Below are 13,025 nucleotides of genomic sequence, written 5' to 3'. Positions count from 1 at the left end.
CGCGTCTACTTATACACACGACGGTAGCACCTGTATGAGTAGACTGACTACATGAAGGCGGATGCGCTCCGAGGGCACCTGGACCCGATGATCCTGGCGGTGGTCGAGTCAGAACCGCTGCACGGCTACGCGATCATGGAAGCGCTGCTGGAGCGCAGCGGCGGCGAGCTGGACCTGCCGACCGGCACGCTCTACCCGGCGCTGCGGCGACTCGAGCGAGCCGGCTACCTGGCCAGCGAGTGGAGCACTGTGGGCGGCCGCAAGCGGCGGACGTACCAGCTCACGTCAGCCGGTCAGAAGATGCTCGCCACCGGCAAGACCGAGTGGGAGACGTTCCGCGCCGTCGTCGAGGGCGTACTCCGGCCCAAGGGCGCGTCAGGCCAGGCGTAGACAGCGGTGGGCCGCACGGCTCACCAGCAGCAGCGGCCCGACCACGAACGCGAAGACGACCAGCAGTCCGGTCGCGTCGGTCTCGTTGACGATCGCGCTGGCCGTGCTGAGCAGCAGCGCGACGATGCTCACCGCGGCACAACTCGACAGCGCGAATCGGGCCGTCACCCTGGTCACGTGCTCACGGACCGCCGGGTAGCGCAGCCCGATGCCGGTAGCGATCAGCGCAAGCATGCCGCCCGCGATCGACAGTCCGCCGGCCAGCATCACCAGCTGGTTGAGGAAGATGACGACCGGGGCGTCGGAGTCAGGGTGCTGGTTCCAGACCCAGAGACCCTCCTGCCAGACGATCGGCTGGGCGATCATGACGATCAGGAGCAGTACCGCCGTACGCCGCCCTTGCGCGATCCCCAGTTCGGACCGGTACCCCGGTACGACCTCGGCCAGGTCGCCGAAGTCCTCGACAGCTCGCTCAGCAGCCTCCGCTGGGCTCAGTCCGTCGGCTTCGTAAGCCTCGGTGGCGTCGACCAGGCTGTCCCGCGCCTCCGCCATCAGGTCGGCCTTACGCCGGCGCGGTCCACTCAGCGCGCGGCTCAGACCGGTCAGGTACGTCTCGACCGGGTCCTGGACGACGGTTCCGTGACTGGACACAGCTACCAGTATGGGGACGAGCGGACCGGATCACGTCCGGGTCTCCACTGAGCGAGCCCTGGTTCGTCGGCTGACGAAGTACAGGCCGAGGTAGGAGATGACCAGCAGCGCGAAGCCGACCTTCTCCGCGACCCAGGTGTAGCCGGCCGGGTAGACGGTGCCGTCGATGTAGTGCTGGATGAAGCCGCCGGCGTACGGCTGCTCGCCACCCTCGCGGCGCCAGTGCTTCTCCAGCGCCGTGATCGGGCAGCCGAAGTCGAGGATCACGATCGCCAGGTTCCAGGCGCCGACGAACAGATGCGCCCAGATCACCCGCCGCCACTTCCACGCCAGGAAGCCGCCGATCAGGAAGAACACCAGCAGGGCACCGTGCACGATCGCGACCAGATCGGCGAGCACCCGGTAGATCATGACGACGGTTTGCGGGTCAGGGTGTCGCGCACGGCCGCCGGCGCGGGCCGGGCGGGCTCGGGCCGGATCGCGCCCATCAGGCGCTCGACCGCGGCCTCCATCTCGCTGCGCCAGATGATGACGGAGCGGAGATCGAGCCGGAGTCGCGGATTGCGCGGATGCTCCCGTACTACGCCGAACCCGACCGCCTGGAGGAAGTCGGTCGGCCAGACGCAGGCCGGTCCGTGCCACTGGGAGTCGCCGAAGGCCTCGACCGCCCGGAAGCCGCGCTTGAGCACATCCTTGGCGACGGCCTGGATGAGGACCTTGCCGAGTCCCATGCCCAGGTACCGGGGCAGGATGCGCCCTGTTGCCAGTACGACGGCGTCGGGGCTCGGTGGAGCGGTGGGGAAGGCCTGAATGCGGGGCAGGTACGCCGCGGGGGCGTAGAGGGCGAATCCGGCGGGTGCGTCGTCGACGTACAGGACGACTCCGGCCGTACCCCAGTCCAGCAGCAGCTGGGAGAGCCAGGCTTCCTTCTCGAGGTGGGTGTCACCGGTGCGGCTCGCCTGGCGCGCTGCGACCGGATCGAGCTCCCAGAAAACACAGGAACGGCATGGCACCGGCAGCTCGTCGAGGTTGGCGAGCGTGAGCGGTTCCAGCCGTCGTGCCATCAGCGCATCCGGTCGGTCACCGGGCAGCCGGCGCCGGGGTCCTGGCGTCGGGTGTCTCCGCCGCCTCCGGAGCGACGTACCGCTGTTGCACCTTGGCCGCCGGCTGCCGTCTGAACAGCTCGCCCGCGAACCCGGCGAGGACGCCGAACAGTAGTCCGCCGAGCGCCAGTCCGATCGCCTTGCCCATGCTCATCCGATCCCGCCTTCCGCACCACTCCAGGTCGTGCTCCAGGGCCAGTGGTCATCTCAGCCACCAGTCGGCACCATGGTCGAACCTGCCCCTATAAGGCATGGTAGTGAGAGGTAGCGCCGATCGGCAGTCCGGGCACGCGAACACGCTCGGCTACTTCGGCGTAGCCTGGTGCCTTCCCCGGCATGCCCCTCGTCGCCTGTTCTTGGAGCCGCTCCGTGAGTGCTGACCTGCCTGATGTCCGGCAGACCCGTCTCGACAACTACGTCGACCGGTACGCAGCACGGACCAAGGGTATGACCGCATCGGAGATCCGGGCGCTGTTCTCGGTCGCGAGCCGCCCGGAGGTGGTCTCGCTGGCGGGCGGAATGCCCAATATCGCAGGGCTTCCGCTCGATGTGGTCGGTGGCGCGGTCCGCGATCTGGTGGTCGACAACGGCGCGGTCGCGATGCAGTACGGCTCCGGCCAGGGCGACCCGACGCTGCGCGACCAGATCTGCGACGTGATGCGGCTGGAGGGTATCGACGCGCATCCGGACGACATCGTCGTCACTGTGGGTAGCCAGCAGGCGGTCGATCTGGTCACCCGCGTGTTCTGTGATCCTGGTGACGTGGTGATCTGCGAGGCCCCGTCGTACGTCGGTGCGCTCGGTGTTTTCCGGGCGTACCAGTGTGAGGTCGTTCACGTTGCGATGGACGACGACGGTGTGGTGCCGGAGGCGCTGGAGCAGGCGATCGCCGCGGTCCGGGCGGCCGGCAAGAAGATCAAGTTCTTCTACACGATCCCGAATTTCCACAACCCGGCCGGCATCTCGCTGTCCGACGAGCGCCGCCGGCGGGTGCTGGAGATCTGTCAGCGGGCCGATCTGCTGATCCTCGAGGACAACCCGTACGGGCTGCTCGGGTTCGACGGTGAGCCGCAGCGCGCGTTGCGGGCCGACGATCGCGAAGGGGTCATCTATCTCGGCTCCTTCTCCAAGACCTTCGCCCCGGGCTTCCGGGTCGGCTGGGCGGTGGCGCCGCATGCGGTGCGGGAGAAACTCGTGCTGGCGCAGGAGTCCGCGACGCTGTGCCCACCGATCTTCAGTCAGCTGGCGATCTCGTCGTACCTGATGCGGCACGACTGGCTCGGCCAGGTGAAGCAGTTCCGGGAGATGTACCGCGAGCGCCGGGACGCGATGCTCGCGGCGCTCGCCGACAAGATGCCTGCGGCAACGACCTGGACCCGGCCTGGTGGTGGGTTCTATGTCTGGCTGACCCTGCCGGACGGGCTCGACTCGAAGGCGATGCTGCCGCGCGCGGTCACCGCCCGGGTCGCGTACGTCCCCGGCACCGCCTTCTTCGCCGACGGTTTCGGCTCCCAGTGCATGCGGCTGTCCTACTGTCATCCGACGCCCGAGCGGATCACCGAAGGGGTCGCCCGGCTCGCCGCGGTGATCAACGAGGAGCTCGAGCTGCGGCAGACGTTCGGTCCGCTGAAGCCCGGCGCGGGCCGGGACTACGACGCGCCAGGGCCAGAGCTTAGTTAAGGATTTGCCGGGCACCGGTCTGACCGGCCCGGTGGTGGCGGTACCGTTCAAATGGGCCTCGGGACCGGCGCCCGCCGGAGTCGCCCACTAGCGATCGGGAAGTTTCTATGAGTGATCTGGGTCGAGTGCTGGTACTGGCCGGCGGACTGTCGCACGAACGGGATGTCTCGCTGCGCTCCGGCCGGCGCGTCGCCGACGCTCTGCGCAGCGTCGGGGTCGAGGTCGAGCAACGCGACGTCGACGCGAGCCTGGTCGAACGGCTGCGCAACGACCCGCCTGACGCGGTCTTCCCGGTCCTGCATGGCGTCACGGGCGAGGACGGCGCGCTCCGACAGGTGCTCGACCTGTATCGGGTGCCTTACGTGGGTGCCGATGCGGAGGCTTGCCGGACCGCCTTCGACAAACCGGTTGCCGCGACGATGGTGACCTCGGCCGGGCTGCACACGCCGCCTTCCGTCGTACTGGGTCATGACACTTTCCGCGAGCTGGGCGCCGCCGCGCTGATGGAGGCGGTGATCAGTCAGATCGGGCTGCCGCTGGTGGTGAAGCCGGCTCGGGGTGGATCGGCGCTCGGGGCTTCGATCGTGCGGGCGGCCGATGAGCTGCCTTCGGCGATGGTGAATTGCTATGCGTACGGGCCGGTCGCGTTGATCGAGCGGTACGTCGATGGCGTCGAGGTGGCTGTCACCGTGGTGGACACGGGTGATGGCCCGCGCGCGTTGCCGGCTGTTGAGATCCGGCCCGACTCCGGGTTCTACGACTACGAGGCTCGGTATACGGCGGGGGCTACGCAGTTCGTCGTACCGGCTCGGCTCGAGACCTCGGTTGCGCAGGCTTGTGCTGCGGCGGCCGTGACTGCCCACACTGCTTTGGGATTGCGGGATCTGTCGCGCTCGGACCTCGTCGTCGACGCTGACGGGGTGCCGTGGTTCCTCGAGGTCAACGTGGCGCCGGGGATGACCGAGACGTCGTTGGTGCCTTTGGCCGCGGAGGCAGCCGGTATCGAGCTCGGGGTGCTGTGTCGCGATCTGCTGGCCGCGGCTGCTGCTCGTTGAGTCACTGATGTCTGTCGCGCCTCCTACCTCGCCTGTGGCCCCGTCGCTGGCGCGACCCTTGTGGCGAACGGTCTTCACGCCACGCTGGATGGCACTGCTGCTCCTCGCGCTCGCGATCGCCGCCACCATGTCGGTACTCGGCGTTTGGCAGCTGGACGTCTATCACTCGAAGACCGCGGCAGCGACGGCGAAGCGGGCCGAGGGTGCGCCGGTACCGCTGAACACACTCTTCTCGATCGACGAAGGACTGACCTCGAAGGCCGTCGGGCGGAAGGTGACCGTCACTGGGACCTGGGGACCGGCCGCTGACCAGCTGTACATCTCAGACCGCCGGCTGGGTGACAAGAACGGCTTCTGGGTGGTCTCGCCAGTCATGCTGGATTCGACCGGGAGCGCCGACGCCTCGACCGGTGCCGTGATGGTCGTCCGTGGCTGGGTACCGACTGTCGCGGACCCTGCGGTGAAGCCACTGACCGGCCGGGTCGAGCTGACCGGCGCCGTAGCTCAGTCCGAGGCCCAGGATGCATCCGGCGACGCAGCCAAGGGCCGCACTCTTCAGTCCCTGCGGATCCCGACCATCGTGGACCTGGTCGACTACCGCATCTACGACGCCTTCGTCGTGCTCTCCTCGATCGACAAGCCCGCTGCTTCCTCGGCTGCTCTGTCTCCCGCGATCGTCCCCGCCCCATCCCCGCCGACCGACCACGCCGGTCTCCGCAACGTCGCTTACGCCTTCCAGTGGTGGATCTTCGCCGCCTTCACCCTGTGGATGTGGGGCCGCATGGTCCTCGACGCCCACCGCTCCGACGACAGCGACGCGGCTGGGTCGGACGACGCCGACAAGCGCGACCCGGACGACGACCGGCCTCGCTCGGGCGAGTCGGACCAGGCGGACGGCGAGCTGGAGTCAAGCGGTACCGTTTCAGCGTGACCTCCCCCGCAGACCCCGCCACGTCCGCCCTGTCCCCGGCAGTGAAGAGCGCACTCACCCGGTACCGCGTGATCGCCTACGTCGTCGGCGTCATGCTGCTCGTTCTGGTGTTCGTCGCGATGCCGCTCAAGTACCTCGGCGACAACCCCTCGGCGATGAACGTGGTCGGCCCGCTGCACGGCTTCCTCTACGTCGTCTACCTGCTCGGCGCCTTCGACCTCGCCCGCCGGGTCCGCTGGAGCCTCCCCCGCCTCGTCCTGGTCGCGCTCGCCGGCACCATCCCCTTCCTCTCCTTCTACGCGGAGCGCAAGGTCACCCACGAGCTCACCCGTTCCTGACCCACCGCGGGGGCGGCGGCTTCGCCTCACCCGCCCCGGGCCCAGCCTCAGCGGTAAATGCAGTGCGGCGTCTCCAGCTCTGACCTAGCTTCAGCCGCATGACCGACTCACTCGAGCAAGTCACCGAAGCCAACCGCGCCAGCTGGAACCAGATCGCCCCCGTCCGCCAAGGCCAACCCGCCGAGTTCTTCGGAGCGGGCGGCCTGGCCCTCGAAGACTTCGAGCTGGCCCTGGCCGGCGACGTCCGCGGTAAACGCGTCCTCCAGCTCGCCTGCTCCTGCGGCGACCAGGTCCTCTCCTGGTCCACCCTCGGCGCGACCGCCGTCGGCGTAGACATCTCTGAAGTGGCCCTCGCCATCGCCCGGCAGAAGTCCACCGACGCAGGCATCCCAGCCGACTTCCGCCGCGCCGACATGTTCGACCTGCCGGACGACCTCGTCGATCTCGACCTCATCTACTTCAGCTGGGGCGCGATCTGCTGGGCCCCTGACCTCAGCCGTCTGGCCGACATCCTCGCCACCCGTCTCCGCCCCGGCGGCTCTGTCCTCATCGCGGACCACCACCCCCTCTGGGAAGTCCTGGCAGTCCGCGGCGACAACCACCTCGCGGTCACCGGCGACTACTTCGGCCGCACCACTCCCCGCGCCGAAACCGACGACGCCAAACTCCCCTTCGGTGCCCGCGGCACTGCCACCCCGCCACCCTTCAACGCCTTCGTCTGGCCCACCAGCGACGTGGTCATGGCCCTCCTCAACGCCGGCCTCCGCCTGGACGCCTTCACCGAACACTCCACCCCCGACGGCTACGCCGGCCTAGGACCGACCACCGCCCACCTCCCGGCCTACTACGTCATCAAAGCCACCAAACCCTGACCCCAACCGCGATGTTTCACATGAAACATTCCGGCCGATACGTCGCCAAGTAGCTATGTCGACAAATCCCGCAGCCACCCTCCCGACTAGGACCCCCCTCAGATGTCGAGCCGAGAAGCCATCAAAACCCTCATCCTCAGGTACGCCGAACTGGTAGACGCCGGCGACTTCGAAGCCCTAGGAGCCCTACTCGCCAACGCCGCCTTCACCGGCACCACCTCCGTCACCGGCGCAGCAGCCATCACCCAGAACTTCAACAACACCGTCATCCGCTACCCCGACGGCACCCCCCGCACCCGCCACATAGTCACCAACTTCCTCATCGAGGTGGACGAGCCGTCCGGCACCGCCACCTCCCGCAGCACCTTCACCGCCTACCAAGCCCTCCCCGACTTCCCCTCCAACCCATAGCTGTCGGCCACTACGACGACACCTTCACCAGAACCACCACCTGGCACTTCACCACCCGCCACGTAACCATCGACCTCCCCGGCACCCTCACCCACCACATCAAGTCCGGACCCACCCAGCAGTCCTCCGCCAGCTCCTCCACACCCGCGAATGGCTCACAGACCTCCCAATGACTAACCCTCAAAGCCGCCGCGCAGTCCCAGCAGACGCACCAGCAGTGGCGAAACTCCTAGCTCCCGCTCCCCCCGGCCCTGTGACAGCCGATGCCTAGGACCGTCTTCCTTTCCGGGCCTGCCGGCTCCGGGAAGACGACCGTCCTCCGACTGAGCTACGCGGAGAAGGTCGCGACGTGGGGTCGCACCGCTGCGGTCGACACCGACCAACTGTTCCTCATGGTCGATCCCCAGTGGGACCTGCCGTATGACGACGCACGTACCGCACTGGTCCTACGCCAGTGCGTCCAGCTCGCCGAGTCGTTCTTCGCGGCCGACTACGAGAACGTGCTCATCGCCGGCAACAGCATCCACGACGCCATCGACCTGAACCCGGTCATCCCGGACCTGCTGCGCATCGGCCAGGTCTTCCACTGCTCCCTGACGCCCACCACGGAAGCGGTGCTCCGCCGAACAGCCAACGATCCAGACCGCTCACCGGCCCATCTACTGGACGACCACCGCAATCTGCGGACCAAACGGTCCCCTTGGTCGGCGCCCGTCGACAATTCAGTCCTCACTCCGCTGGAAACCCTCCAGGAAGTCGCACGTCTGGTCGCATCCGGCGAGGGCCAGGTCCATGGCCTGCTCCCAACCCCTCGCTGACGTTCCACGTGAAACGGCGCCGCTTCGGTGGGGAGGATTCGGGCACTTTGTCGAAAGGGCGTGAGGTGGTTCGTAGAGAGGGTGAGGGACCGGCAGCGGGCCGGTTCGGGATGAGGAGAACTGCGATGGCGAGCGTGGCGCAGCAGCTGAAGGACTTGTTCGTTCCGATTCACGAGGTCGCCTATATGGCGGACGAGCCGAACGAGGAGCTGCAGGCGCTGGGCTACGAGGGCTACTGGCCGCTGTACTTCGCCTCGCGGTCGGCGCCGCTCGGCCGGGTGCCTGCTGAGGTGGTGGACGCGCTGTTCTACAACTTCGCTCCGGGCGAGGTCGCCGCCTGCATCCCCGCCGTCTGGGACGTCGCAACACCGGAGGCCGTGCTCGCCGCCCGCCAGCGCGGCTGCGTCGCCGCACTCCGCAACATCCTGGGCGAGCTGGCCCACAGCCCGGTGGTCGCCCGGGCAGCCGAACTCTTCCTGAAGGCGGCGGTGAGCGTTCCCGTCGAGGGCAGGATGCTCTTCGCCGGCCTCCGTTCCCTCCCCGTACCCGAGGAGCCGCTCGCTCGTCTCTGGCACGCAGCCACGCTCCTTCGTGAACACCGCGGCGACGGCCACCTGGCCGCGTTGATCGCCAACGGCATCAACGGACAGGAGTCGCACGTACTCCTGGCCCTCTTCTGGGACATGAAGCCCCGCGACTTCGGCCGCCTCGATCCCCTCAGCGACGCGCAATTGGAAGAAGTCATCGACGGCCTACGCCAGCGCGGCCTGGTCGACAACGACGGCTGGTTCACCCCAGCCGGCCGAAAGCTCAGGACCGACATCGAAGACCTCACCGACGAACTAGCCGCCCCGGCGTATACCTGCCTCTCAGCCCAAGAAATAGCAGAACTCACCACCGGCCTCGCTCCCCTAGTCGAAAAGATCAAAGCCGCCAGCCCGTTCTGACCAGCCACCCCACTCCCCGTCGCCCCCCACCCCCTCACCCACCCATGCGCCGACCTGCGCCGCCCCACATATCGAAGCTCCGGCCCGCGCTGTCCCACCCAACGAAGCGCTGATCCGCGCCAACGCCCCAAACGGAGCGGGTCCTGTGCCGTCGCACCCAATGGAGCGCCGGCCCACGCAACGAAGCGCTGGTCGGCGTCGACGCCCCAAACGGTCCGGGTCCTGTGCCGTCGCACCCAACAGAGCGGCGGCCCACCCAACGAAGCGCTGATCCGCCTCGACGCGCCAACCGGTCGCTGGTCTATGCCGTCGCACCGAACGGAGCGCTGTCCGTGTCGACGCCCCAACCGGAGCGCCGGCCTGCGCCGTCCCACCTACTGAGGCGCTGGCCTCCGTCGACGCACCCAACCGCGCGCTGGCGTGGGTCGTTGCACTACCGGCCTCGCCGACCTTGCTGAGGCGCCGCGGCCGCTACCGCGCCGATCGTCTCCGCCGTCACCCTCGAGAGAGCCGCGCGACTAGCGGCAACCAGAGCCCCGCCAGTCGCGGGCACAGACGGCCCGAACTAGCTGCGACCAGAGAGCGGCGGGGCCCGCACCGAGGTAGCGGACGGTCAGACGGCGGTACATCCGAAGCCCAAACCTGACCGAAGCCCGGACCCGATTGAAGCCGGGCCCGGTTAAGCCGGTCTCGATCGTGGCGGCGGGTCTGAGCGAAGCGAGCCGGGCCGACGTTGGGGCCGCACCGGCGTGGGGGCCGCTGGCAAGGGTCGGGCTCGGCGGGAAGAGGGCGGCCAGCTGAGGAGGTAGATCGCCACGGCGCCCGGGCAGCCCGGATGAATGGCGGCGGGTTGTGGTCGGGCGGGGGCGGATCCTCGGCGAGGCGCGGTTCTTCGGACTCGGGGAGTTCTGTGGTTAGGACTCGGGGGAATCTGTTGGGTCGGTGGAGGTCTTGTTCGGGTCCATCAGGGTGACGATTCGTTCCAGGTCGTCGATGGTGGCGAACTCGACGGTGATGCGGCCCTTGGTTTTGCCCAGGTCTACCTTGACTCGGGTTTCGAACCGGTCGGAGAGGCGGTCAGCCAGGTCGACCAGGCGCGGGGCTACCGGCTTGTTGCGGCGGCGGGCGGGGGTCGGGTCGTCGGCGGACATGTCGCCCATCGCGACGATCTCTTCGACGGTACGGACCGACATGCCTTCGGCGACGATTCGCTGGGCTAGGCGTTCGATGGCGTCGCCGCTGGGCAGGCCTAGGAGCGCACGGGCGTGGCCGGCCGAGAGGACGCCGGCGGCTACTCGGCGCTGGACCGATGCCGGGAGCTTCAGCAGGCGCAGGGTGTTGGAGATCTGCGGGCGGGAGCGGCCGATCCGGCTGGCCAGGACCTCCTGGGTGCAGTCGAAGTCGTCGAGCATCTGCTGATAGGCCGCGGCTTCTTCCAGCGGGTTCAGCTGGCTGCGGTGCAGGTTCTCCAGCAGCGCGTCACGGAGCATGACGTCGTCTGAGGTGTCCCGGACGATCGCCGGGATCGTGGTGAGGCCGGCCAGCTGGGTCGCGCGCCAGCGGCGTTCACCCATCACCAGCTCGTACGTCGTATCGGTCAGCCGCCGGACGACGATCGGCTGCAGCAGGCCGATCTCCTTGACCGAGTGCACCAGCTCCGCCATCGCGTCCTCGTCGAAGACACTGCGGGGCTGCTTCGGGTTCGGGGTGATCTTCTCGACGTCGATCTCGGCGAACTCCGCACCGGGGACCGCAGCGAGCTCGGGGCCGGCCTGGACCGGCGGTGCCCCCGGAATCGAGCTGGACTTGCTGCCCAGGCTGTTGGTTGTGCCGGGAGCAGGCGTGCTGGGAATCAGCGCACCGAGTCCGCGTCCGAGTCGGGTGTTCATCGCTGCTCCCTCGAGTTCAAGTGCTTCGGATCGATCAAGTGTCGTCGACAGCAACTGCGCCACGGTAGCTGGTCTCAGGTGACGGCCGCAGAGCCGGTCCCCCTCCTGTGGAGAACTCCCTCACCAGCAACCCGTTTCACGTGGAACACCAGCTCCACCGATGGCCGGGTTTCACGTGGAACATCAGTCGAGCCGTGGTTCGGTTTCACGTGGAACACCCACTGGATCACCAGTCCGGGTTTCACGTGAAACGCCTAGTAGTACAACGAACGGCTCGCCAGCAGGGCCGGCGAGCCGTCAGTCAGTTCTGGTCAGGAAGCGTTGTTGCGCATCGCGATCTCGCGCGACGCCTCCAGGTAGGACAGCGCGCCGGCCGAGGCCGGGTCGTACGCGAGTACGGTCTGGCCGTGGCTCGGCGCTTCAGAGATCCGGACCGAGCGCGGCACGGCCGTGCGCAGTACCGAGTCCTGGAAGTGGTTGCGTACTTCGGTCGCCACCTCGCCGGCCAGCTTGGTGCGGGCGTCGTACATGGTGAGCAGGATTGTCGACACATCGAGAGTCGGGTTCAGGTGCGACTTCACCATGTCGATATGGCGGAGCAACTGGGACAGACCCTCGAGCGCGTAGTACTCGCTCTGGATCGGAACCAGTACCTCACGGGCCGCGGTCAGCGCGTTCACGGTCAACAGGCCGAGCGACGGCGGGCAGTCGATGAAGACGTAGTCGTACCTCTCGCCCGCGGCCTCGGTCTCGGCCAGGTGCTGATCGAGCGCCTTCTTCAGCCGGCTCTCGCGAGCGACGATGCTGACGAGCTCGATCTCCGCGCCGGCCAGGTCGATCGTGGCCGGGACGACCACGATGCCAGGGTGCTCGGCGCAGGGAGCCAGCAGCTTGCTCAGCGGCTCCCCCTCGATGACGGCCTCGTAGACACCGGGGGTGCCTTCCGAGTGCTCGATCCCGAGGGCCGTCGAGGCGTTGCCCTGGGGGTCGAGGTCGATCACCAGGATGCGCGCGCCGTACAGCGCGAGGCCGGCGGCGACGTTGACGGTTGTTGTGGTCTTGCCGACGCCACCCTTTTGGTTGGCGACCACGAAGACCCGGGTCTCTGCGGGCAGCGGGAACTCGCGGCCCATCGTGCGTCCTTCATTCACCAGCAGGGTCCGTTCGGTGGCGGCGGCGATCGGAGTTTCGAGAAGTCGTCGCTGAAGCTCGTCCGAGGTGGCCCGCGCGGCGATCTGTGCGGCAGTCATAGCGCCCATTCCGATAGGTGCGGTACTTGGCCCGAAGAGGATGTCGGTGGGGGTCGGAGCGGCTCTGCCCCCAGGTTTATCCACAGCCCTCTGTGGATGAGTTCCCGCGTAGGGAGGCGTTTCCAGGGGGTAGTCATCCACAGGCCGGGGCGATTCGGGGAACTCTTCCTCAGACCGCTCGGCGGCGGCCGTTTCGGACGAAACGGCCTCTGGAGTTTCACGTGAAACGGCTTCTGACGGCGTCGCCTCCGGCTCGTCACCGAGCCCGATCGAAGCGGCCGCCTGAAGCGCGGACTGCCCTTCCGGGGTCCTGTCAAAGTCTCGCTCGCCCGACCCGTCCAACTCAACCTGTCCACCAGAATCAACCGACGATTCCGGCCGGACCGGCGGAGTGAACACCGGAGCCGCCGGCAACCCGTGCGCCGGCGCAGCCCTAGTAGGCTCCGCGTCCGCAGGTCCGGCGCTGGTGGGTTCGGCCTCCACAAGTCCCGCGACGCTGGATGCAGCGGCGGGCGCCGGGGAAGGCTGGGTAGCTTGTCCGCCCGAACTAACGGCGGGCACGGCACCGGATGCAACTCCGGGGAGCGCGGGTACCTCGGCGGCTTCAGGTGTCTCGGCCCGTGCGGCGGCCGTACCGGCGGCGGGCACAGGCGCGGTGGCGGCTGCAGCTGGCTCGGCTGCGGCCGCCTC

At 68.2% G+C, this 13,025-nt stretch carries 15 protein-coding genes; 9 read left to right on the top strand and 6 right to left on the bottom strand.

Features of this window, described 5'->3' with window-relative positions:
• Positions 1 to 51 precede the first annotated feature (51 nt).
• Positions 52 to 390 (top strand): PadR family transcriptional regulator, encoded by a 339-nt coding sequence (locus tag ABD116_RS11780; protein WP_343967985.1) that lies wholly within the window; start codon positions 52 to 54, stop codon positions 388 to 390.
• Here the strand turns inward: ABD116_RS11780 and ABD116_RS11775 are convergent.
• Genes ABD116_RS11775 through ABD116_RS11760 form a run of 4 tightly spaced genes read right to left on the bottom strand, consistent with a single transcriptional unit; the run spans position 376 to position 2,298 of the window.
• The gene (locus ABD116_RS11775; RefSeq protein WP_343967983.1) at positions 376 to 1,041 is read right to left on the bottom strand and encodes a permease prefix domain 1-containing protein; all 666 of its coding nucleotides are present in this window, start codon (positions 1,039 to 1,041) and stop codon (positions 376 to 378) included. The two genes, ABD116_RS11780 and ABD116_RS11775, sit on opposite strands and share 15 nt — an antisense overlap.
• Before the next feature lie 30 nt (positions 1,042 to 1,071).
• On the bottom strand, positions 1,072 to 1,452 hold the full coding sequence (locus ABD116_RS11770; protein ID WP_343967981.1) for a DUF2784 domain-containing protein: 381 nt from the start codon (positions 1,450 to 1,452) through the stop codon (positions 1,072 to 1,074).
• A complete protein-coding gene (locus ABD116_RS11765) occupies positions 1,449 to 2,105 on the bottom strand; it encodes a GNAT family N-acetyltransferase (RefSeq protein ID WP_343967979.1) in 657 nt (218 codons plus the stop codon). The genes ABD116_RS11770 and ABD116_RS11765 overlap by 4 nt, the downstream gene beginning before the upstream one ends.
• A 16-nt stretch (positions 2,106 to 2,121) precedes the next feature.
• Complete coding sequence (locus ABD116_RS11760) at positions 2,122 to 2,298, bottom strand: hypothetical protein (RefSeq protein WP_328331468.1); 177 nt, start codon at positions 2,296 to 2,298, stop codon at positions 2,122 to 2,124.
• 215 nt (positions 2,299 to 2,513) lie between these two features.
• Here ABD116_RS11760 and ABD116_RS11755 point away from each other — a divergent pair, with 215 nt between their 5' ends.
• From ABD116_RS11755 to ABD116_RS11720, 8 genes are all read left to right on the top strand, one after another.
• Positions 2,514 to 3,824, top strand: a complete 1,311-nt coding sequence (locus ABD116_RS11755) for an aminotransferase-like domain-containing protein (RefSeq protein ID WP_343967976.1) — start codon at positions 2,514 to 2,516, stop codon at positions 3,822 to 3,824.
• Positions 3,825 to 3,931: 107 nt separating this feature from the next.
• Positions 3,932 to 4,879, top strand: a complete 948-nt coding sequence (locus ABD116_RS11750) for a D-alanine--D-alanine ligase family protein (RefSeq protein WP_343967974.1) — start codon at positions 3,932 to 3,934, stop codon at positions 4,877 to 4,879.
• 88 nt (positions 4,880 to 4,967) lie between these two features.
• Positions 4,968 to 5,810: an SURF1 family protein gene (locus ABD116_RS11745; RefSeq protein WP_343967973.1), complete on the top strand. Its 843-nt coding sequence runs from the start codon at positions 4,968 to 4,970 to the stop codon at positions 5,808 to 5,810.
• Positions 5,807 to 6,148, top strand: coding sequence for a DUF3817 domain-containing protein (locus ABD116_RS11740; protein WP_343967971.1), 342 nt, complete (start codon positions 5,807 to 5,809; stop codon positions 6,146 to 6,148). The genes ABD116_RS11745 and ABD116_RS11740 overlap by 4 nt, the downstream gene beginning before the upstream one ends.
• A gap of 98 nt (positions 6,149 to 6,246) precedes the next feature.
• Positions 6,247 to 7,020 (top strand): class I SAM-dependent methyltransferase, encoded by a 774-nt coding sequence (locus ABD116_RS11735; protein ID WP_343967970.1) that lies wholly within the window; start codon positions 6,247 to 6,249, stop codon positions 7,018 to 7,020.
• A 102-nt stretch (positions 7,021 to 7,122) separates the two neighbouring features.
• Positions 7,123 to 7,431, top strand: a complete 309-nt coding sequence (locus ABD116_RS11730) for a nuclear transport factor 2 family protein (RefSeq protein ID WP_343967967.1) — start codon at positions 7,123 to 7,125, stop codon at positions 7,429 to 7,431.
• A 263-nt stretch (positions 7,432 to 7,694) separates the two neighbouring features.
• The gene (locus ABD116_RS11725) at positions 7,695 to 8,249 is read left to right on the top strand and encodes a DEAD/DEAH box helicase family protein (RefSeq protein WP_343967965.1); all 555 of its coding nucleotides are present in this window, start codon (positions 7,695 to 7,697) and stop codon (positions 8,247 to 8,249) included.
• A 125-nt stretch (positions 8,250 to 8,374) separates the two neighbouring features.
• Positions 8,375 to 9,196 carry an SCO6745 family protein gene (locus ABD116_RS11720; protein WP_343967963.1) on the top strand — a complete coding sequence of 274 codons (822 nt, stop codon included), beginning with the start codon at positions 8,375 to 8,377 and terminating at the stop codon, positions 9,194 to 9,196.
• Positions 9,197 to 10,110: 914 nt separating this feature from the next.
• Here ABD116_RS11720 and ABD116_RS11715 read toward each other — a convergent pair.
• Positions 10,111 to 11,085 carry a ParB/RepB/Spo0J family partition protein gene (locus tag ABD116_RS11715; protein ID WP_343967960.1) on the bottom strand — a complete coding sequence of 325 codons (975 nt, stop codon included), beginning with the start codon at positions 11,083 to 11,085 and terminating at the stop codon, positions 10,111 to 10,113.
• A gap of 311 nt (positions 11,086 to 11,396) precedes the next feature.
• Positions 11,397 to 12,335 (bottom strand): ParA family protein, encoded by a 939-nt coding sequence (locus ABD116_RS11710; protein WP_343967958.1) that lies wholly within the window; start codon positions 12,333 to 12,335, stop codon positions 11,397 to 11,399.
• Positions 12,336 to 13,025: the final 690 nt, after the last annotated feature.

This window comes from Kribbella koreensis (genome assembly GCF_039525325.1).
Lineage (GTDB): Bacteria > Actinomycetota > Actinomycetes > Propionibacteriales > Kribbellaceae > Kribbella > Kribbella koreensis.
This window is presented reverse-complemented; position numbering and strand designations above follow the sequence as displayed.

What these genes read in the sequence shown, in the direction of transcription:
- ABD116_RS11780 (WP_343967985.1), top strand. Translation starts at nt 52, where the DNA reads ATGAAGGCGGATGCGCTCCGAGGGCACCTGGACCCGATGATCCTGGCG.
- ABD116_RS11770 (WP_343967981.1), bottom strand. Translation starts at nt 1,452, where the DNA reads ATGATCTACCGGGTGCTCGCCGATCTGGTCGCGATCGTGCACGGTGCC.
- ABD116_RS11765 (WP_343967979.1), bottom strand. Translation starts at nt 2,105, where the DNA reads ATGGCACGACGGCTGGAACCGCTCACGCTCGCCAACCTCGACGAGCTG.
- ABD116_RS11760 (WP_328331468.1), bottom strand. Translation starts at nt 2,298, where the DNA reads ATGAGCATGGGCAAGGCGATCGGACTGGCGCTCGGCGGACTACTGTTC.
- ABD116_RS11750 (WP_343967974.1), top strand. Translation starts at nt 3,932, where the DNA reads ATGAGTGATCTGGGTCGAGTGCTGGTACTGGCCGGCGGACTGTCGCAC.
- ABD116_RS11745 (WP_343967973.1), top strand. Translation starts at nt 4,968, where the DNA reads ATGGCACTGCTGCTCCTCGCGCTCGCGATCGCCGCCACCATGTCGGTA.
- ABD116_RS11735 (WP_343967970.1), top strand. Translation starts at nt 6,247, where the DNA reads ATGACCGACTCACTCGAGCAAGTCACCGAAGCCAACCGCGCCAGCTGG.
- ABD116_RS11730 (WP_343967967.1), top strand. Translation starts at nt 7,123, where the DNA reads ATGTCGAGCCGAGAAGCCATCAAAACCCTCATCCTCAGGTACGCCGAA.
- ABD116_RS11725 (WP_343967965.1), top strand. Translation starts at nt 7,695, where the DNA reads ATGCCTAGGACCGTCTTCCTTTCCGGGCCTGCCGGCTCCGGGAAGACG.
- ABD116_RS11720 (WP_343967963.1), top strand. Translation starts at nt 8,375, where the DNA reads ATGGCGAGCGTGGCGCAGCAGCTGAAGGACTTGTTCGTTCCGATTCAC.
- ABD116_RS11715 (WP_343967960.1), bottom strand. Translation starts at nt 11,085, where the DNA reads ATGAACACCCGACTCGGACGCGGACTCGGTGCGCTGATTCCCAGCACG.
- ABD116_RS11710 (WP_343967958.1), bottom strand. Translation starts at nt 12,335, where the DNA reads ATGACTGCCGCACAGATCGCCGCGCGGGCCACCTCGGACGAGCTTCAG.